Origin of the sequence: Anthropogastromicrobium aceti (assembly GCF_020687335.1) — a bacterium.
Taxonomy (GTDB): Bacteria; Bacillota; Clostridia; order Lachnospirales; family Lachnospiraceae; genus Anthropogastromicrobium; species Anthropogastromicrobium aceti.
In genome coordinates this window covers 1-19,676 of the sequence record NZ_JAJEQN010000017.1, presented here as the reverse complement: position 1 = coordinate 19,676, position 19,676 = coordinate 1, and the positions used below count along the sequence as shown (strand labels likewise).

Annotated in this window: 17 protein-coding genes and 2 tRNA genes; 18 read left to right on the top strand and 1 reads right to left on the bottom strand. The window is 41.8% G+C overall.

Annotated elements, in window-relative coordinates; genetic code table 11:
- Positions 1-10: 10 nt before the first annotated feature.
- Positions 11-1,039, bottom strand: coding sequence for a 3-deoxy-7-phosphoheptulonate synthase (locus tag LKD48_RS08060; protein ID WP_308731697.1), 1,029 nt, complete (start codon positions 1,037-1,039; stop codon positions 11-13).
- Positions 1,040-1,167: 128 nt separating this feature from the next.
- Here LKD48_RS08060 and LKD48_RS08055 point away from each other — a divergent pair, with 128 nt between their 5' ends.
- The 18 genes from LKD48_RS08055 (at position 1,168) to LKD48_RS07970 (ending at position 19,674) form a co-directional block, all read left to right on the top strand.
- Positions 1,168-1,329 (top strand): hypothetical protein, encoded by a 162-nt coding sequence (locus tag LKD48_RS08055; RefSeq protein WP_308731696.1) that lies wholly within the window; start codon positions 1,168-1,170, stop codon positions 1,327-1,329.
- A 75-nt stretch (positions 1,330-1,404) separates the two neighbouring features.
- A complete protein-coding gene (locus LKD48_RS08050; RefSeq protein ID WP_331466825.1) occupies positions 1,405-2,586 on the top strand; it encodes a D-alanyl-D-alanine carboxypeptidase family protein in 1,182 nt (393 codons plus the stop codon).
- A gap of 44 nt (positions 2,587-2,630) precedes the next feature.
- A complete protein-coding gene (locus LKD48_RS08045) occupies positions 2,631-3,512 on the top strand; it encodes a metallophosphoesterase (RefSeq protein ID WP_308731695.1) in 882 nt (293 codons plus the stop codon).
- A 57-nt stretch (positions 3,513-3,569) separates the two neighbouring features.
- Entirely contained in the window at positions 3,570-4,355 is a 786-nt protein-coding gene (locus tag LKD48_RS08040) for a segregation and condensation protein A (protein WP_308731694.1), read from the top strand.
- Positions 4,356-4,425: 70 nt separating this feature from the next.
- Complete coding sequence (gene scpB, locus LKD48_RS08035; RefSeq protein WP_066562466.1) at positions 4,426-4,989, top strand: SMC-Scp complex subunit ScpB; 564 nt, start codon at positions 4,426-4,428, stop codon at positions 4,987-4,989.
- Between the two features lie 71 nt (positions 4,990-5,060).
- Positions 5,061-5,684, top strand: a complete 624-nt coding sequence (gene sigK / locus LKD48_RS08030) for an RNA polymerase sporulation sigma factor SigK (RefSeq protein ID WP_066562464.1) — start codon at positions 5,061-5,063, stop codon at positions 5,682-5,684.
- 20 nt (positions 5,685-5,704) lie between these two features.
- Positions 5,705-6,637, top strand: coding sequence for an alpha/beta fold hydrolase (locus tag LKD48_RS08025; protein ID WP_308731693.1), 933 nt, complete (start codon positions 5,705-5,707; stop codon positions 6,635-6,637).
- A gap of 157 nt (positions 6,638-6,794) precedes the next feature.
- The gene (locus tag LKD48_RS08020; RefSeq protein ID WP_118612037.1) at positions 6,795-8,330 is read left to right on the top strand and encodes a YifB family Mg chelatase-like AAA ATPase; all 1,536 of its coding nucleotides are present in this window, start codon (positions 6,795-6,797) and stop codon (positions 8,328-8,330) included.
- 1 nt (position 8,331) lies between these two features.
- On the top strand, positions 8,332-9,417 hold the full coding sequence (dprA, locus tag LKD48_RS08015; protein WP_262536460.1) for a DNA-processing protein DprA: 1,086 nt from the start codon (positions 8,332-8,334) through the stop codon (positions 9,415-9,417).
- Positions 9,418-9,541: 124 nt separating this feature from the next.
- The gene (topA, locus tag LKD48_RS08010; protein ID WP_308731692.1) at positions 9,542-11,608 is read left to right on the top strand and encodes a type I DNA topoisomerase; all 2,067 of its coding nucleotides are present in this window, start codon (positions 9,542-9,544) and stop codon (positions 11,606-11,608) included.
- Positions 11,609-11,698: 90 nt separating this feature from the next.
- Entirely contained in the window at positions 11,699-12,499 is an 801-nt protein-coding gene (gene codY, locus LKD48_RS08005) for a GTP-sensing pleiotropic transcriptional regulator CodY (protein ID WP_227101560.1), read from the top strand.
- A gap of 176 nt (positions 12,500-12,675) precedes the next feature.
- On the top strand, positions 12,676-13,464 hold the full coding sequence (gene rpsB, locus LKD48_RS08000) for a 30S ribosomal protein S2 (RefSeq protein WP_066562452.1): 789 nt from the start codon (positions 12,676-12,678) through the stop codon (positions 13,462-13,464).
- A 114-nt stretch (positions 13,465-13,578) separates the two neighbouring features.
- A complete protein-coding gene (gene tsf / locus LKD48_RS07995; protein WP_262536465.1) occupies positions 13,579-14,517 on the top strand; it encodes a translation elongation factor Ts in 939 nt (312 codons plus the stop codon).
- 402 nt (positions 14,518-14,919) lie between these two features.
- A complete protein-coding gene (locus tag LKD48_RS07990) occupies positions 14,920-15,822 on the top strand; it encodes a hypothetical protein (RefSeq protein WP_308731691.1) in 903 nt (300 codons plus the stop codon).
- Between the two features lie 48 nt (positions 15,823-15,870).
- A complete protein-coding gene (locus LKD48_RS07985) occupies positions 15,871-16,263 on the top strand; it encodes a hypothetical protein (RefSeq protein WP_308731690.1) in 393 nt (130 codons plus the stop codon).
- Between the two features lie 145 nt (positions 16,264-16,408).
- Positions 16,409-19,306 (top strand): insulinase family protein, encoded by a 2,898-nt coding sequence (locus LKD48_RS07980; protein WP_308731689.1) that lies wholly within the window; start codon positions 16,409-16,411, stop codon positions 19,304-19,306.
- A 216-nt stretch (positions 19,307-19,522) separates the two neighbouring features.
- Positions 19,523-19,594, top strand: a tRNA-Glu gene (locus LKD48_RS07975).
- A 6-nt stretch (positions 19,595-19,600) separates the two neighbouring features.
- A tRNA-Pro gene (locus tag LKD48_RS07970) sits at positions 19,601-19,674 on the top strand.
- Positions 19,675-19,676: the final 2 nt, after the last annotated feature.

The window sequence follows — 19,676 nt, the reverse complement described above, 5'->3', positions numbered from 1 at the left end:
TTTGTATGTATTATATGCGCTCTGCAATAGTGTAGATCAGCTGCTCGGAGCTGTCCCAATCAAGACATGGATCAGTGATTGATTTGCCATAAATATGCTCACCAATCTTTTGGCTGCCGGCTTCAATGTAGCTTTCAATCATTACGCCCTTTACAAGATTTTCAATTTCCTTAGAGTGAGTACGGCTGTGCATAACTTCTTTTACGATACGGATCTGCTCCATATGTCTTTTTCCAGAGTTGGAGTGATTAGCATCAACAACACATGCCGGATTAAGCAGATTTCTTTCCTGATACATTTCGTACAGACGATAAAGATCTTCATAGTGATAGTTCGGGATTGTTTTTCCATATTTATCAACAGCACCGCGCAAAATAGTATGAGTTAATGGATTTCCATCTGTCTGAACTTCCCAGCCGCGGAAGATAAAGTCATGTCCATGCTGTGCAGCAACAACGGAGTTTAACATAACAGATAAATCACCGCTTGTCGGGTTCTTCATACCGGCAGGAATGTCAATTCCGCTTACTGTCAGACGATGTTGCTGATTTTCAACAGAACGGGCACCGACAGCAACATATGAAAGAATATCTGACAGATAACGCCAGTTTTCTGGATACAGCATCTCATCGGCAGCAGTCAGACCAGTCTCAGCAACAGCACGCATGTGCATATGACGTATTGCAAGTATTCCGGCTAACATATCCGGTTTTTTCTCAGGGTCTGGCTGGTGAACCATGCCCTTATAGCCTTCACCAGTAGTACGCGGCTTGTTTGTGTAGATACGCGGAATCAGAATCAGCTTGTCAGAAACCTTCTCCTGAACGCGTGCCAGTCGGTGAACATAATCTAAAACTGCATCTTCGTTATCAGCAGAGCAAGGACCGATAATGACAAGAAATTTGTCACTCTCGCCGGTAAATACCTTGCGGATCATCTCATCACGTTCCTTTTTTACCTGTATAATCGCGTCAGATACCGGGTACTGTTCACGAATTTCGGCAGGTGTAGGAAGCTTTTTCACAAAATTAAAACTCATAGTAATTCCTCTTTTCTCATCTAGTAAAGACACTCACAATTATAAATAGGAAGATTTGGAATGTCAAGTGTAAAGATTATCGTTTCAGGTATACTATAAGAGTGTAAATGTTTGAAAGGAGATCTTCTATGTGGCTGATTGTTTTTATGATAATTATCATTGCGGCTGTGATTGTCTGTTTTTCACTTGCAGCAGCGGCAAAAAACGCAGAAATGATTTCGCAGCTGTGGCTTGAAAAGCAGCACATAAAACAGGAAATTTTATGCACGAACAAAACAAAAGAAGAATAAAAAATGTAAAAATCAAGGTATACTTTTGACTCAATTTGAATTAAAATGATAGTGAACATCCTGTGGGAGCAAACAGTGAAAAAACGAATTTGGATCGCTTTTTTATGCCTTATTATTTTTGGCACTACATTTGGCTTGCCGCAGCCTTCCTGTGCAGATGAGACGACAGGTGGGATTTTGCTCACCTGTCCATCTGCAATTTTGATGGAAGCCTCTACAAAAAGCGTTATATACGAGAAAGCACCTGATGAAAGAAGAAGCCCTGCGAGCATAACAAAGATCATGACGGCAATTTTGATTTTTGATGCTATTGAAGCGGGAAAGATTTCCCTTGAGGATGAGGTTGTGACGAGTGCCTACGCAAAATCAATGGGCGGGTCTCAAGTCTATCTGGAAGAAGGAGAAAAGCAGACCGTTGACACATTGATCAAATGCATTATGGTTTCTAGTGGAAATGATGCAAGTGTTGCAATGGCAGAGTACATAGCGGGAAGCGAGTCAGGCTTTGTTCAGATGATGAATGAGCGTGCTGACTCTCTTGGAATGGAAAATACGCATTTCGAGGACTGCTGTGGGTTAACTGATTCAGACAATCATTATACAACAGCACGTGATATCGCACTTATGGCGCAGGAGCTGATAACACATTATCCGCAGATAAAATCATATACGACGATCTGGATGGAAAATATTACCCATGTAACAATGCAGGGAAGCAAGGAATTTGGACTTGCCAATACCAATAAGCTTTTAAAGCAGTACCCATATACGACAGGTTTAAAAACAGGTTCAACAAATAAAGCAAAGTATTGTGTATGTGCGACAGCAAATAAGGATGGTGTTGAGTTAATAGCTGTTATCATGGGCTGTCCAAACTATAAAGATCGCTTCACTGAGGCACAGTCACTGCTCCAATTTGGCTATACAACATGTAAGCTGTATCAGGATGAAAATCCTCCCGAACTTATGCCTATACTAGTAAAGGGAGGAATAGATAAACAGGTTTCGGCTGTATATAAGGAAAAATTTTCATGGCTGTTTGTGTCAGGTGAAGATTTTTCAAATATGGAAAAGATGCTCACAACAAATGAGCTTACAGCACCAATTGAAAAGGGAGAGCAGATCGGTACGGTAACGTACCGGCTGAATGGAAAAGAGCTTGGCAGCATTGGCATTTACGCAGGAGAGTCTGTCCGTGAGGCAAAATTTTTCGATTATCTGCTTAATATTGTGCTGCAGTGGATGGCAGTTATTTAAATAAATCCGCCGCAATTTGATTAAAAGAACGAAAGGAAATATAAATGAACAAATGGATTATGGCAGGCACAGCAGCTGCATTTACGGGTGCAGCTGCGTTTGCCCGCTCAGAATATGAACGAATTCATCTCGACATTGTGCACTATGACATTAAAACAGATAAGCTTGGTTTGGAATGGAATGGCTTTAAGGCTGTTTTTCTTTCTGATCTGCATGATAATAGCTTTGGCATGGAGAATGAAGAGCTGCTTGCGGCAATTGAAAAAGAACAGCCTGATATTGTTGTAATTGGAGGTGATATGCTTGTAGTAAAGGAGTGGGCTGCACCTCATTTTGATATGCTTGCAAACTTGTATAAAAAACTTGTTAAGCGATATCCTGTGTATTACGCATTTGGCAATCATGAGCAGCGCATGAAGGAAGAACCGCTTACGTATCCTGGCTGGTGGCAGAGCTACTGGAAAGTGCTTAAAGATAGTGGTATGCATGTTCTTGTTAATAAAAGTGAAGAGATCATAAAAAATGATACCGCGATGCGTATAAGCGGCATCACGCTGCCGCGGGAGTGCTATCGAAAAGGGCGTATTCCGTCATTATCAGCCGGGTATATAGATAAGAAAATTGGAAAAGCTTCAGACAAAAACTTTGAACTGCTGCTTGCTCACACACCAACCTTTGCAAAGACATATGCTGATTGGGGTGCCGATTTAGTACTTAGTGGCCATTTTCATGGAGGTACCATTAGAATACCTGGTCTTGGCGGAGTGATGACACCGCAGCTGCAGTTTTTCTCACCTCTTGCAAGAGGAAATGTGACACAGAAAAATACAAATATCATAGTCAGCGGAGGTTTAGGCACGCACAGTATCAATGTGCGCCTTAACAATTTGCCGCAGCTCGTTGTTTTGACATGGAAAACTCATTGAATTTCATTGTATAGTATGCTATACTGATGTCGTCTAACTATAGAAAAGGAGTGTCGGATGTTATCATACAAACTGGAAAAATTTGAGGGGCCGCTTGATCTGCTCCTTCATTTGATTGAAAAAAATAAAGTCAGCATATACGATATTCCGATTTTTGAAATTACAAATCAGTATATGGAGTATGTCAATGCCATGGAGGAAGAGGATCTTGATATTGTCAGCGAGTTTCTTGTCATGACAGCGACGCTTCTGGATATCAAGTCCAGACTTCTGCTTCCTGCTGAGAAGGATGAAAATGGCGACGAGATTGACCCAAGAGAAGAATTAGTGACTCGTCTTGTTGAATATAAAACATACAAAAGTTTAGGTGAGCAGTTAAAAAGCAGACAGCTTTTGGCGTCACGCCTGCTTTACAAGGATCCCACAATCCCAGATGAAGTGTCAAAATATGAGCCTCCTGTTAATGTGCATGATATGTTAAGCAAAGTTACATTAGAGCGTCTTCAGGAAATTTATCGTATGGTGACGCGCCGTCAGGTGGACAAGATTGATCCTGTGAGAAGCAAATTTGGCAATATTGAAAAGGATCCGGTGCGCTTGTCGCAAAAGTTGGCACTTGTTTATGAATATGCTCAGCAAAAGAAGCATTTTTCATTTCGAGGGTTGCTTCAAAAGCAGTATACAAAGGCAGATGTGGTTGTTACGTTTCTCGCTTGTCTTGAGTTAATCAAGATTGGACGCCTTACTGTTAAGCAGGAGGGAACATTTAGGGATATTCATCTTGACTGGAATGAGGAATGTACCACGACGATCACAAGAGAAGATATGGAGCAGTATGATTAACTGCTTATACAAATGAATAAAGATGGCAGCTGACAGGCATGTGCCAGATAGAAACAGGAGTAACAGCATTATGGAAAAACGCGACTATTATCCCATTTTGGAAAGTATTTTATTCACAATGGGAAAAAGCGTAGAAATCAAAACGTTAGCAGAGGCACTTAAGCTTACACAAGAAGAAATAAAACAGATATTACAGGATATGGCAAAGGAATACAGTGAAAAGCAAAGAGGCATTCAGCTTGTCTTTTTGGAAGATAGTGTTCAGCTTTGCACAAAGCCGCAGTATTATGAGTATTTGATACGCATTGCTTCAAGACCGCAAAAGCAGGTTTTAAGTGATTCAGTGCTTGAAACGCTCTCTATTGTGGCGTACAAGCAGCCTGTCACAAGAGGTGAAATTGAGCGTATCCGAGGTGTGAAGTCAGACCATGCAATCGCAAAGCTTATGGATTATGATCTGATTGAAGAAATTGGAAGACTTGATGCGCCAGGACGTCCTGTATTATTTGCTACGACAGAAGAGTTTTTACGCTGCTTTGGTGTGTCATCTGTAGCAGAACTGCCTCAGGCAGCACCGGAACAGATCATGGAATTTAAAGAAGAGGCTGAAAGTGAGATTCCGGTAACTGTATAAGCAAGGTAAAAAAGCACGAAATAATGAGTCACTGCATATGATATAGAAAGGTGCATAGCGGGGGATTTTGCTTGGAGACGTTCAAGAAACCTCTTACGGCGGCACAGGAAAAGGAGTATCTTAGACAGATGAATCAGGGATCATCTGAGGCGAGGACTCTTTTGATTGAGCATAATATGCGTCTAGTGGCTCATATTATCAAAAAATATGCATTTACAGATAAGGAGACGGATGATCTGTTGTCAATCGGAACGATTGGTCTTATAAAGGCGGTCAACACTTTTGATGTTTCAAGGGGAAATCGATTGTCGAGCTATGCGGCAAAATGTATTGACAATGAGATACTGATGCTGCTGCGTGCAGAAAAAAAGATGAGCCGTGAAGTCAGCTTATATGAACCAATAGGAACGGATAAGGAAGGAAATGAGATTCATCTTTTTGATGTGATTGAATCTGGTGAATGTGATGCCTCGGAGCATTACTGCAAAAAGGAGGATATATGTCGTCTGCACAGGGGAATCCAGACGGTGCTTCTTCCTAAAGAAAAGCGAGTAGTGGTTCTTCGCTATGGACTTTTCGGACATCTCGTTCACACACAAAAAGAGGTGGGAAGTGTGCTTGGTATTTCAAGATCGTATGTCAGCCGCATTGAAAAGAGTGCACTTGAGAAGTTAAGAAGCTTTTTGATGATGTAAAACACAGAAAGGCACGGAAAATGAAAGAAAAGTATATTGATTCAAGCAGCAGAAGAGATCGTCTGCATTTGTATATCTGGATGCCAAAAGACCAACCAAAGCCAGGTCTTATCGTTCAGATGACACATGGTATGGTGGAACATATGGGGCGTTATGAGGAGCTGGCACAATACTTGAATGCGCACGGTATCGGCGCAATTGGCCATGATACGCTTGGTCATGGAAAAAGTGCGCCGACTAGCTCACAGTTTGGCTTTTTTGCCAAGAAAAATGGAGATCGCTGTCTTATTACAGATGTTGCACGTGTGACAGCTTACATTAGAAAGCAGTATCCAGATAGTCATATTGTATTGCTTGGCCACAGCATGGGATCATTTGTATCCAGACAGTATATTACACAGTATGGCTCTAAGATTGATGGTGCAATTTTAATGGGAACAGGAGATCCAGGAAAGCTAAAGGTAGCGTTTGGTCTTGCAGTGGCGGGCTTTACACGTGTGCTTCGCGGTGATTTTTACAGGAGCGATCTTATTAATTATCTGATGTTAGACAGTAACGATCACTATTTTTTTGAAAAGGAATGCACAAGCTGGTTAAGCAGCAATCAAGATGAGGTGGATCGTTATCACGGTGATGAATATTGCGGCTTTCAGTTTACTGTAAGTGCATATCTTGATTTCTTCCGAATTTTGATGAAACTTGCTCAAAATAAAGGAACAGCAAAAATTCCAAAGAGACTGCCAATTCTTCTTTTGTCAGGCAGGGATGATGCAATAGGCGAATTTGGAAAGGGCGTGACGCGCGTGTATGACCGTTATAAAAAGGCGGGGATACATGATGTTTCAATGAAGCTCTATCCGGGAATGCGTCATGAGCTTCTTCATGAGACAGAAAGAAAACAGGTTCAGGAGGATATTCTTTCTTGGATCGAAGAACACTTCGAACAGGAGTGATTATACACAAAAGAAAAATATAGTTTTGTGCATTTACATAAAATGACAAACCAAAGCTAAGGTACCTTAAGAGAAGACAATCTGTCAAAATATGGCAGGTTGTCTTTGTGCGTTCAAAAACAAAAATTATTTAAAATGAACAGGAAAGGGTAAAGCAATGGTTGCAAAAGTGTATACGGGAACAACAAATGGAATCGAGGGTATTCTTGTGTGTGTGGAGGCAGATATCAGCGATGGACTTCCAATGTTTGATATGGTAGGCTATCTTGGGGCAGAGGTGAAGGAGGCAAGAGAGCGGGTGCGAACAGCACTTAAAAATTCAGGCTTTCGACTGCCACCAAGCCATATCACGGTCAATCTTTCACCTGCCGATTTAAGAAAGCAGGGCAACTATTTTGATCTGCCTATTGCGCTTTCAGTGCTTGCTGCTGCAGGCTTTGTGCGCATGGATGAATTGGAAAATAAAATATTTATTGGAGAGCTGGGGCTTGACGGAAAAATACGTCCTGTAAACGGCACGCTTGTATTGGCAGAATGCGGACAGAAGGCAGGGATAAAAAAGGCAGTTGTGCCGAAGGAAAATGCGAAGGAAGCTGCCTGTCTGCAGGAGACAGTTGTTTACGGGACGAAAACGTTAAAGGAAATTGTGGAACTGTTAAATAATCCAGATCGGCTTGAAGAAAACAGACAGGCAGTTCTTTATGAGACTTCTGACAAAGAAGACGATTCGCTTGACTATGATGAGCTTTATGGACAAGAACGCATGAAGCGTGCAGCGATGGTGGCATCAGCAGGTTTTCATAACCTTTTATATATTGGACAACCAGGTTCTGGTAAGAGTATGAGTGCAAAAAGAATACCTACAATTATGCCCGAAATGACATATAAAGAGCAGCTTGAGGTGACAAAGATTTATAGTGTGGCTGGGCTTCTTGACTACAAAGAGGGACTTATAAAAAAGCGTCCGTTTCGAAGTCCGCATCACACAATTTCGGCGACTGCACTTGCTGGAGGAGGGCGATTTCCAAAGCCAGGAGAGATCAGCCTGGCACACCATGGAGTATTGTTTTTAGACGAGCTGGCAGAGTTTAAGCGTGATACACTAGAAATTATGAGGCAGCCGCTAGAAGATGGAAAGGTCACAATAAGCCGTGTCAATGGAAGCTGCAGTTATCCGGCAGAATTTATGCTTGTTGCAGCGATGAATCCGTGTCCGTGCGGCTATTTTCCAGACAGAAGCCGCTGCCGATGCAGTGTGGGTGAGATCAGACGTTATAGAGACCGTATTTCACGACCGATGCTTGATCGTATTGACATTTGCACGGAGGCCTTTGCAGTAAAATTTGATGATTTGTCAAAGGCAAAAAAGGGAGCGGATTCGTCGTCTATGCGTGCACGTGTCACAGAGGCAATTAATCGTCAGCGCATGCGCTATAAGGATGAGGGAATATTATTTAATTCTCAGCTTAAGGGATCAAGACTTTCAAAATATTGTAATCTTGACCAGCAAAAAGAAGAACTTCTTCGTCAGGCATTTGAGTCAATGGGTCTTAGTGTTCGTGCAAGAGATCGGATTTTGCGCGTCTCAAGAACAATTGCCGATCTTGAGGGAAGTGAGCAGATTAAAGAAGCACATTTGGCAGAGGCGATAAGCTATCGGAGTATTGATCGAAAATATTGGGGGGATATGTAAAATGGAGCGAAAAAAAGCATATTACTGGTGTACATGCCTTCAGATGATTACACCTATTAAGGTGCGCCGTTTAATTGAGGAGGCTGGCGGTCCGAGTGAGGTTTTTGGACAAAGCGATGAGAAGCTTGTTCAAATGGGATTTACTGCAAGGGAGCAAAGAATTTATCATGAAGCCTGCGCAATGGAAAAAACAATAGAGGCGGAATACGAAAAGCTTTCACAGTCAGGAATTCGTTTTGTTACAATAGAGGATGAAGAGTATCCGGTGCTTTTAAAGGAAGTGGCAGACCGTCCGATTGGGCTTTTTGTGAAGGGGAATCTTCCAAAGTCTGATTTTCCTAAAATTGCAATTGTCGGAGCGCGTGCGTGCAGCAGCTATGGGAAGGAGTGTGCAGAGGAAATCGCAAGAGAGCTGTCAGCGGCAGGTGCACAGATCGTAAGCGGGATGGCATATGGCATTGACTGCTGCAGCCAAAAGGCAGCACTTGAGGCAGGCAGTTCATATGCAGTGCTAGGCGGTGGCGTTGATATATGTTATCCACGGGAAAATATTGGATTGTATGAAAAACTAATACGTCAAGGCGGCGTGATTTCTGAGATGCGTCCGAAAACACGCAGTATTCCCGTTCTTTTTCCGCGCAGAAACAGGATTATAAGCGGCATTTGTGATGCTGTCATAATTATAGAGGCACGAAAAAAGAGCGGTTCTTTGATTACGGCAGAATTTGCAGGTGAGCAGGGCAGAAGTGTCTATGCAGTGCCAGGTTCAATATTTTCAGATCTTAGTGAAGGCTGTCATGAGCTGATTAGAAATGGTGCTGTACTGTTGTCATCACCACAGGAGATACTTGCAGATTTTAAGTTAGAAGCTGCAGCAAGAAAAATGCATAGACAAAAGATGCCTTTGACAGAAATTGAACAGGATGTGTATCGCTTTATCGAAAGAGAACCTGTTCATATGGAAATTCTTTTGCAAAAAACAGGATATCCGGCTGGAACTTTATGCAGTGCATTATTTCAGATGGAGCTAAAAGGTTACATCAGCGAAGAAGCAGGAGGCTGCTATAAAAGAACATTTAATGTGTAAGATTCGTAAAATTTATATGAAATAAAATAAAAAGGGCTAAAAAGGGCTTGCAATCCGTAAAATAAGAGTGTATAGTGATTTCCGATTGAAAAAATGTACGCATGGTACATTGCTGGAGGAAAGCATGGCGAAGTATCTTGTTATCGTAGAGTCACCTGCGAAGGTTAACACTATAAAAAAATTCTTAGGAGCTAACTATCAGGTTATGGCTTCTAATGGGCATGTAAGGGATCTGCCTAAGAGTCAGTTAGGGTTCGATGTTGAAAATGATTACGAACCAAAGTATATTACAATCCGCGGAAAAGGGGATATTTTGGCGAAGCTTCGTAAGGAAGCAAAAAAGGCTGAAAAGATTTATCTGGCAACGGACCCTGACCGCGAGGGAGAGGCAATCTCATGGCATCTGTCGAAGGCACTGAAGCTGGAAGATGACCAGATTAAAAGAATCACTTTTAATGAGATTACAAAAAATGCAGTAAAGGCATCCTTAAAGGAGCCGCGCGCAATTAATATGAATCTGGTTGATGCACAGCAGACAAGACGTATCTTAGACCGTATGGTTGGATATGAGATCAGTCCGGTACTTTGGGCAAAGGTAAAAAGAGGTCTTAGTGCAGGAAGAGTCCAGTCTGTTGCACTTAGACTTATCTGTGACAGAGAGGCAGCAATCGAGGCATTTATTCCAAAGGAATATTGGAGTTTAGATGTTTTGCTTGACGTGCCAGGTTCTAAAAAGCCATTAAAGGCACAATTTTACGGAAAAGACTCCAAAAAGCTTACGATTGAAAATGAAACTCAGCTAAATGAAATTGTAAAGGCAGTGGAGAGCGACAAATTTGTTGTAAAGGAATTGGCGCATAAAGAAAGAAAAAAGAAGGCACCAATGCCATTTACTACAAGTACGCTGCAGCAGGAAGCTGCAAATCAGCTGAATTTTTCAACACAAAAAACGATGCGTATCGCACAGCAGCTGTACGAGGGTGTTTCAATTGAGGGTGAAGGTACGATAGGTTTGATTACGTATCTGAGAACTGATTCCACACGTATCGCAGCAGAGGCTGATACAGCAGCAAGAGCATATATTGAAAAAACGTATGGCGAAAAATATTTGACACAGGCAAAAAAAGAAGAGGCTGCCAAAGGCCATATTCAGGATGCGCATGAAGGTATTCGTCCTACAGATATCACAAGGGAGCCAGTCCGCGTAAAGGAATCTCTTTCACGCGATCAGTTCCGTTTGTACCAGCTGATTTGGAGACGCTTTACTGCAAGCCGCATGGCAGATGCCGTTTATATGATGAATCATGTACAGCTTGAATCAGGCGGATATGAGTTTTCAGCAGTTAGCTCAAAGCTTTCATTTGACGGCTTTATGAGTATTTATAATGACGGTGAAGAAAAAGCGGCAAGCGCACCTGCTGTTGATCATCTTAGTGAAGGCATGGAGCTTTCCATGAGTGAAAAAGAGACGCAGCAGCATTTTACACAGCCTCCGGCTCACTTTACAGAGGCAACACTTGTTCGTATGCTTGAGGAAAAGGGAATAGGACGTCCTTCTACTTATGCACCGACAATTACTACTATTCTTGCACGTCACTACATCACAAAGGAAAAGAAAAATCTGTATGTGACGGAGCTTGGTCAGGTCGTAAACAACATTATGATGAAATCCTTCCCAATCATTGTAGATGCTGAGTTTACAGCCAATATGGAGTCTTTGCTTGATATGGTTGGCGAGGGAATGGTTGAGTGGAAGAGCATTGTTAGAAACTTCTATCCAGATCTTCATGAGGCAGTAGAGGCAGCAAACAGAGAGCTTGAGAGCGTCAAGATCGAGGATCAGCTGTCAGATGAATTTTGTGAGCTGTGCGGAAGACAGATGGTTATTAAGTATGGTCCTCATGGAAAGTTTTTGGCGTGTCCGGGATTTCCTGACTGTCGAAATACAAAGCCATATCTTGAAAAGATTGGCGTAGCCTGCCCGAAATGCGGCAAAGATCTTGTCATCCGAAAGACGAAAAAGGGTCGTGTGTACTATGGCTGTGAGGGTGCACCAGATTGCGATTTTATGTCATGGAATCGTCCGACTGGACATAACTGCCCGAAATGTGGCTCTTATATGATCAAAAAGGGAAACAGAGAGTGCTGTTCTGACGCTGCGTGCGGCTATATTGCAAAGTCGGAGGAATAAATCTGACAAAACTGCGAAATATTCTTGTAAAATTATTCATTTTGTGATATGATACTGTACAAAGAATAAATTGCATTGGAGGAACCCAATATGAGCGTGCAGTTGCTGGATAAAACAAGAAAAATCAACAAACTTTTGCATAACAACAATACCAGCAAAGTTGTCTTTAATGATATCTGTGAGGTATTAAGTGAGATTCTGGAATCCAATATTCTGGTACTCAGCAAGAAGGGTAAGGTTTTAGGTTTCAGTGTCTGGAAGGATGTGGATGTAATTAATGAGCTGATGGAAAACAACATCGGATCATTTGCGGATCATATGCTCAACGAACGTCTGTTAAGCGTACTTTCCACAAAAGAGAATGTCAATTTGGCTACACTTGGATTCTCTCAGGAAAACGGTGATAAATACCAGGCAATCGTAACACCAATAGAAATCGCAGGTGAGAGACTTGGTACATTGTTTATCTACAGAGAGCACACAGGATACGGCATTGATGATATCATCTTAAGTGAATATGGCACCACTGTAGTAGGACTAGAGATGCTTCGTTCTGTAAACGAAGAGAGCGCAGAAGAAAATAGAAAGAAGCAGATCGTAAAATCTGCTATCAGTACACTTAGCTACTCTGAGTTAGAGGCAATTGTTCACATTTTCCGTGAACTCGACGGAAACGAAGGTGTTCTTGTTGCAAGCAAGATTGCAGACCGCATCGGAATTACACGTTCTGTAATTGTAAATGCACTGCGTAAGTTTGAGAGTGCCGGTGTTATCGAGTCCAGATCATCCGGTATGAAGGGAACTTACATCAAGGTTCTTAATGATGTTGTATTTGATGAGTTGGCTAAGGTTAAGGTTAGTGCAGAGAATACATCAGGTACGAATGCATAAAAACGAAAAAAAATAGAAGAAAAAACAAAAAAAGCCTTGCAATTGTATTTTTTCCATGATATGATTGTAGGGCTTAAAAATTTAAAAAACACGTATGCGGTTGGCAGGTTTGGTGCTGCGCAAGCAGTTGCCTGTACGTATGGCATACGGAAGACAAACCAAAGGAGAGTAAAAACATGAGCGTTATTTCTATGAAGCAGCTGCTTGAAGCTGGTGTTCATTTTGGACATCAGACCAGAAGATGGAACCCTAAGATGGCTCCATACATCTATACCGAGAGAAACGGTATCTACATCATCGACCTGCAGAAATCTGTAGGCAAGGTTGACGAAGCTTACAAGGCTATCTTCGACATTGCTGCAGAGGGCGGAAACATCCTTTTCGTAGGAACCAAGAAGCAGGCACAGGATGCAGTAGCAACTGAGGCACAGAGATGTGGTATGTATTATGTAAACCAGAGATGGCTTGGTGGTATGCTTACCAACTTCAAGACCATCCAGAGCAGAATCGCTCGTCTTCGTCAGATCGAGACCATGTCTGAGGACGGTACTTTTGATGTACTGCCAAAGAAGGAAGTTATCGAGCTGAAGAAGGAGTGGGAGAAGCTTGAGAAGAACCTTGGCGGTATCAAGGATATGCCAGGTATCCCGGATGCAATCTTCGTAGTTGATCCTAAGAAGGAAAAGATCTGTGTTCAGGAAGCTCACACTCTGGGTATTCCGCTGATCGGTATCGCTGATACCAACTGTGATCCGGAAGAGCTGGATTATGTAATTCCGGGTAACGATGATGCTATCAGAGCTGTAAAGCTGATCGCTTCTAAGATGGCAGATGCTGTTATCGAGGCTAAGCAGGGCGAGGCTGAGGAAGTTGATGAGGTTGCAGAGGCTGGCGAGGAGATGCTGGCAGCTGACACTACTGATGCAGCAGCTGATATCGAGACCGTAGTAGCTGACGCTGAGTAATCAAGTCGGAAATAGCGATTCAGGGGCGGCGGACTGCGGCTTCTGAATCGTTATTGTTTTTATTAACTAAGTTAAGTATCAATACTGTACACAACTATTTGGAGGAAGATTAAGATGGCTATTACAGCAAGTATGGTAAAAGAGCTGCGTGAGATGACTGGCGCAGGAATGATGGATTGCAAGAAGGCACTGACTGCAACAGAAGGTGATATGGACAAGGCTGTAGATTTCCTGCGTGAGAAGGGATTAGCTGGTGCTCAGAAGAAGGCTGGACGTATTGCAGCTGAGGGTATTGTTGCTACTTGCATCTCTGAGGATGAGAAGCATGCAGTTGTAGTTGAGGTTAACGCTGAGACTGACTTCGTTGCAAAGAATGAGAAGTTCCAGACCTACGTTGCAGAGGTTGCTGCTCAGGCAGTTAATACTCAGGCAGAGGATATCGAAGGATTCATGGCTGAGAAGTGGGCATTAGATCCATCCATGACCGTTAAGGAGAAGCTGTCTTCCATGATTTCTATCATCGGTGAGAACATGAACATCCGTCGTTTTGCAAAGGTTAGCGAGGAGAACGGTATCGTTGTTTCCTACATCCATGCAGGCGGAAAGATCGGCGTTTTAGTAGACGTTGAGACTGACGTTGTTAACGATGCAATTAAGGAAATGGCAAAGAACGTTGCTATGCAGGCAGCAGCATTAAAGCCACAGTACACCACCAGAGCAGAGGTTGACGCTGATTACATCTCCAGAGAGAAGGAGATTCTGTTAGCTCAGATCATGAACGATCCGAAGGAGTCCCAGAAGCCACAGAAGGTTATCGATGGCATGATCAACGGACGTATCAACAAGGAGCTTAAGGAGATCTGTCTGATGGATCAGACCTACGTAAAGGCTGAGGATGGAAAGCAGAGTGTAAGCGCATACGTAGCTCAGGTAGCTAAAGAGAACAACGCAAAGGTTGCTGTTAAGAAGTTCGTTCGTTTCGAGACCGGTGAAGGTATGGAGAAGAAGGAAGAGGATTTCGCAGCAGAAGTTGCTAAGCAGATGAACGCATAAGTTACAATATTGAGTTCTAAAACCCTGAATTTTTCGCAGTTGCGGGAAGTTTAGGGTTTTTTATTTATAAAAAATGCCGTAATTTTTTTACGGAAGAATTCCAGATTGGCAAATTGTGATATTCGAGATGAGGAATTAATAATTGACGGAAAACGAATTTTTTAATGTAATTTTATAACGAAGCAATATGATTTTGCCAATTTAAATGATATTGATGCAGAAACTGCAAATACGGAACGCTCTTTGGGCTGATATTTCAATGTTTCCCAGAACTTGATATTGATATAGATTTTGTTTGCAAAAAAATAGATGAAGAAATTGAAAAACTATGGTATGCTGATAGTACAAAACAGTTTGCTTTGTACTGGAAAATTTGTAAACTGAGAAAAGGAGTTGAAAAATATGAAAAGAAGTTCTTTTATGGCAGTTGCAGCGGCGTTAGTATTACAGCCAATACAGGCAAATGCAACGCAGGCGGATGGAAAATCAGAACTTGCAAATATGAACACATTGTATGAATATGCGTGGTCTCTTGATTATCCACAGCAGGCAACATATGATAACATACTGGAGAAAACAGAATCAGGAGCGGCTCAGGCCGTAAATATGCTTCCGTCAGCAGCACTAGGTTATCAAATTAAGGATTATGATGGAGACGATCAGATGGAACTTCTTGTAGTGCGTTCAGATACCACGCAGGAAAGCAACCAAAGTCAGTTGATTTTTCAAATTTATGAGGCGAGTGAAGGAAATATTGTATTAGCCTCTGAAATTACAGCAGATATGCCATCTTTTGTAACGGGAGTTGGAAAAATTCGTGTTTACTCAAGAAATATGGGAGATAAGATTGTAATTGGATGCGACCAGTATGAGGAGGGCTTTTTGTGGGATGGATTGACATTAAAAACATCTTATTATGACTATAATGGAAGTGTACTTAATTATAATAGTGGTACGAATGTAATGGGATCTATTATTGAATCAGATTATATGAAGCAGCAGTTTGGCATGATTGGTCTTAATGAGAATCAGATTGCACAAATTGGTGGCGACAAAACCGTATATGATTGTGTGGCAGGAACGGAATTAATTACAGAAACAAAGGTAAATTCCGATTCAAATATATATATTTCATGGGTTAGTTCGGCATTACAGGGAGATATGCAGGCTGTTGGAACAGTAACGATTACATGTTACAGCTGGTTTCCGGGAACGAAGCCTACAATTGCACAAAAGTTAGGAACAATATCAATATCACCAAATTCCCAGACGGGACAAGATTCAATACAGGATCCAGTTCAGTAGCTTTCTGCTCAGGCTGATTATCTGTATATTATTGGTGACTTTGAAATTATGCAAATTTACAGCATGTATTATCTGATTCCAGATGAAGGTGTCACAAAATATGATTGTTATCAGACTGATGGGAACTATATAAGCTCGATTCCTTATGGAAATGCAAAAACGATTATTGATAATACGATGGTAAGTGATGGTTTCAATCTTCCAAGCGGTGAACGGGAAATGATAGTTTGGAATTCTCCGTATGGATTATGTGCGTATTCAAGGACTTATAAGGATTATTATCCATGGTATAGCGTGGATGAGAGTGGAAATTCGATCGAAAATTATCCGGATGTATCGCAGATGCCGTATGAGCTTAATGAAGATGATATTCGTCAGGAATTGGAAATATTAGGATTGCCGGAGAATATTGTGGTTCCAACATCAAATAAAACAGAGTAAGAATAGAGAATCAATAATGTTGCATTGATTACTGGATGAGGGACAAGGATTCATAAAATGTCAGAATTTTCTTGCTCTTTTTTGCCGGAATCAGTATAATACTAATCAGTAGATAAGAAAAAGAGAGAATAAGGAGGACTTTTTTATGACAGTACATGATACAGTTCATGGATTTATCGTAGAAAGAGAAGTACCGCTTCCTGAGCTGGATGCAGTAATGTACCAGATGAAGCACGAAAAGACAGGCTTAGAGCTGGTATGGATAAGCAGAGAGGAAGAAAATAAGGTATTTGGCATTGGCTTTGAGACATTGCCTTGGAATGATACAGGTGTATTTCATATTTTAGAGCATTCCGTTTTATGCGGTTCAAAAAATTATCCAGTTAAGGAGCCGTTTGTAGAGCTTTTAAAAAATTCTATGAACACATTTTTGAATGCAATGACATTTCCGGATAAGACTTTTTATCCGGTGGCAAGCCGAAATGATAAGGATTTTGTCAATTTGATGCGAGTTTATCTGGATGCTGTATTTTATCCAGCTGTATATACAAAGCCAGAAATTTTTTATCAGGAAGGATGGCACTATGAGTTTGACAGCGAGGGAAAGCCAGGCTACAAAGGTGTTGTCTTTAATGAGATGAAGGGAGCGTTTGCAGATGCGGATGAACTGATGGATATGACAATCAATAGAGCGCTCTTTCCTGATACACCGTATCGTTATGTATCTGGAGGTGATCCGACAAAAATTCCGGATTTGACATATGAAGAATTTATTGAAAGCCATAAACGATTTTATTCTCCATCGAATGCCTATGTGTATCTTGATGGCGCAATGGATATAGATGCTATTCTTGGTATTATCAATGATGAATATCTGTCCTCATTTGAACAGACAAAGCGTATGGATCCACCAGCGCTTCAGTCAGCAGTGGATGCAGGTGAGCAGCAAATTGAATATGAGATTGGTGCCGATGAGAATGAAGATGGAAAAATCCGTCTGTCCTGGGGGCGTGTGATCGGAACCTATGCAGAGCGCGAAAAGCTGACGGCAATGCAGATTTTGTCAGATGTGCTTACTGGAAATAATCAGGCACCGCTTACGAAGGCTGTGTTAGAAGACGGACTTGCAGAAACAATGCGTCTTTATACAATAGATGGTGTCGCAAATCCATGGGTAAAAATTGAGGCTCGCAATGTGAAAAAAGAAAATTGCAAACAAGTAGAAAAGCGAATTTTCGACACATTGAATGCGCTGGCAAATGGTGGTCTTGATCATGAGAAGTTAGAGGCTTCTATGGCAAATCTTGAGTTCCAGATGAGAGAACGCGATTATGGAAGCTATCCGCAGGGACTGATTCTTGGAATGCAGGTGTTTGACAGCTGGCTGTATGGAGGCGCACCAGAGGCTAATCTGCAGATTGGTGACTTATTTGTAAATCTTCGTGAAAAGATGAAACAGGGATATTTTGAACATTTAATTCGTGAAGAGCTGCTTGAAAATCCGCATCGCTGTAAGGTTGCATTGATTCCGTCTAAAACAGCAGGAGAAGCGCGTCGAGCAAAGGAAGCAAAGAGAATTGAAGATGAGTCTGCAATGTGGAGTGATAATGCAAGAGAAGAGATTATTGCAAAACAGGAAAGACTAGAGGCATGGCAAAACAGTGAAGATACACCAGAGCAGCTGGCAGCACTTCCACATTTAGAGTTATCTGATTTAAGCCGCACGCCGCAAGAGCAGCCAATTGAAGAACTTGTAATTGATGGACAAAAGGTATTGGTTCATCGCGTTAATTCAAGCGGAATTGCTTATATTACGCTTTATTTCGATGAAAACCATTATACAGAGGCAGAACTTCCAGCACTTGGACTTTTATGTCGTCTTTTTGGAAATCTGGAAACAACACAGTCAAGTGTAGAAGAGTTAAACAACCGTGTACGTCTTTTGTGCGGAAGCATGACTTTTTTCATAAGTACCTTCAATATAAAGGATGACAGCAGCTGCTGTACAGTAAAGCTTTGCGCATCCTTTAGCACGCTTGAATCAAATGTAGATCAGGCAGTTAGTCTTGCAGCAGAGATTTTGACGCAGACAAGATTTGATACTGCCAATTCTGAAAAAGCAGTTCTTGATCTGCTGCGTCAGATTAAGATGGGATGCTTTGAGCAGATAGTGATGGGTGGTCATGCAGCAGCACTTGGCCGTGTGTCAGCGCAGATGAGTGTTTCAAGTGTAGTTTCAGAGTGTACTGGTGGTGTTACATTCTATCAGTGGTTAAAAGCTCAGGAAGAAAATTGGAACTGGAATAGTCTTCGTGAAAAATTGACAGTACTGTATGAAAAGGCAGTTTCAAAGGAACAGTTGACTATCAGTCTTACAGGAAATACAGATGCATATGCAGCGAATGTTGTTCAAATGCTGCAGGAGCTTTTGCCGTCAAAGCCGGATCTTTTGAAGGCACATACAATTGCAATAAAGCCATGGGGCATCAAAAAAGAAGGAATCATCATTCCGGCCGATATCGCATTTGCAGTGCGCGGTACAATTACAGGAAATTATAATGGTGCATGGCAGACAGCAGCCAAGATTGTGAGCCTAAGCTATTTGTGGAATGTAATTCGCGTTCAGGGCGGTGCTTACGGAACAGGTATGCTTACTCGGGCAAATGGAGGCTTTTTCTGCTATTCATATCGTGATCCGAGCGCTAGAGAATCTCTTAGAAAATATTTAGACTGCAGCAGCTTCTTAAAGGAGTTTGCAGCACAAAATCCAGATTTGACAGGCTTTATCATTGGAACAGTTTCAGATCAGTCTCCGCTTCAGACACCTAGAATGAAGGGACAGGCAGCAGATAACTTCTATTGGAGACAGATTAGTTGGGCGGAGCGCTGCACACGTTGGCAGCAGATTCTCGAGACAACACCAGAAAAGTTAGCGCAGGCCGCAGAGCAGATTAGTACTGCTATGAAAGATGGCGGTATATGTGTTGTAGGCGGTGCAGAGCAGATGGAAGGCTGTGGTCTTGACGAGATTATTACTCTGTAAGTTGTAACTATTCAGAGCTAGGCAATTTATTCGTGGGATACCGATTCGCAAAAGTGATGGTATCCCGCGAATGTTTTTGCAAACGATTGCTGCGAATGGAATATTAGCGTGCCATTGTAAAGTGTCGAAAAAGAACAAAAAAAATAAAAAATTAAAAAAACTTGAAAAAAGTGTTGACAAAAGAATTGAGATATGATAATATACATATCGTTGCAAGGCTTGTTGGTCAAGGGGTTAAGACGTCGCCCTCTCACGGCGAAAACAGGAGTTCGATTCTCCTACAAGCTGCTTCTTCGAGGTGTGGCTCAGTTTGGTAGAGCGCTGCGTTCGGGACGCAGAGGTCGCAAGTTCAAATCTTGTCGCCTCGATT

Coding starts and splice junctions, on each gene's coding strand:
- scpB (WP_066562466.1), top strand. CDS start 4,426: ATGGAAAAACGCGACTATTATCCCATTTTGGAAAGTATTTTATTCACA.
- dprA (WP_262536460.1), top strand. CDS start 8,332: ATGGAGCGAAAAAAAGCATATTACTGGTGTACATGCCTTCAGATGATT.
- LKD48_RS07980 (WP_308731689.1), top strand. CDS start 16,409: ATGACAGTACATGATACAGTTCATGGATTTATCGTAGAAAGAGAAGTA.
- LKD48_RS08055 (WP_308731696.1), top strand. CDS start 1,168: ATGTGGCTGATTGTTTTTATGATAATTATCATTGCGGCTGTGATTGTC.
- LKD48_RS08025 (WP_308731693.1), top strand. CDS start 5,705: ATGAAAGAAAAGTATATTGATTCAAGCAGCAGAAGAGATCGTCTGCAT.
- LKD48_RS08040 (WP_308731694.1), top strand. CDS start 3,570: ATGTTATCATACAAACTGGAAAAATTTGAGGGGCCGCTTGATCTGCTC.
- topA (WP_308731692.1), top strand. CDS start 9,542: ATGGCGAAGTATCTTGTTATCGTAGAGTCACCTGCGAAGGTTAACACT.
- codY (WP_227101560.1), top strand. CDS start 11,699: ATGAGCGTGCAGTTGCTGGATAAAACAAGAAAAATCAACAAACTTTTG.
- LKD48_RS07990 (WP_308731691.1), top strand. CDS start 14,920: ATGAAAAGAAGTTCTTTTATGGCAGTTGCAGCGGCGTTAGTATTACAG.
- LKD48_RS08020 (WP_118612037.1), top strand. CDS start 6,795: ATGGTTGCAAAAGTGTATACGGGAACAACAAATGGAATCGAGGGTATT.
- tsf (WP_262536465.1), top strand. CDS start 13,579: ATGGCTATTACAGCAAGTATGGTAAAAGAGCTGCGTGAGATGACTGGC.
- LKD48_RS08045 (WP_308731695.1), top strand. CDS start 2,631: ATGAACAAATGGATTATGGCAGGCACAGCAGCTGCATTTACGGGTGCA.
- LKD48_RS07985 (WP_308731690.1), top strand. CDS start 15,871: ATGCAAATTTACAGCATGTATTATCTGATTCCAGATGAAGGTGTCACA.
- rpsB (WP_066562452.1), top strand. CDS start 12,676: ATGAGCGTTATTTCTATGAAGCAGCTGCTTGAAGCTGGTGTTCATTTT.
- LKD48_RS08060 (WP_308731697.1), bottom strand. CDS start 1,039: ATGAGTTTTAATTTTGTGAAAAAGCTTCCTACACCTGCCGAAATTCGT.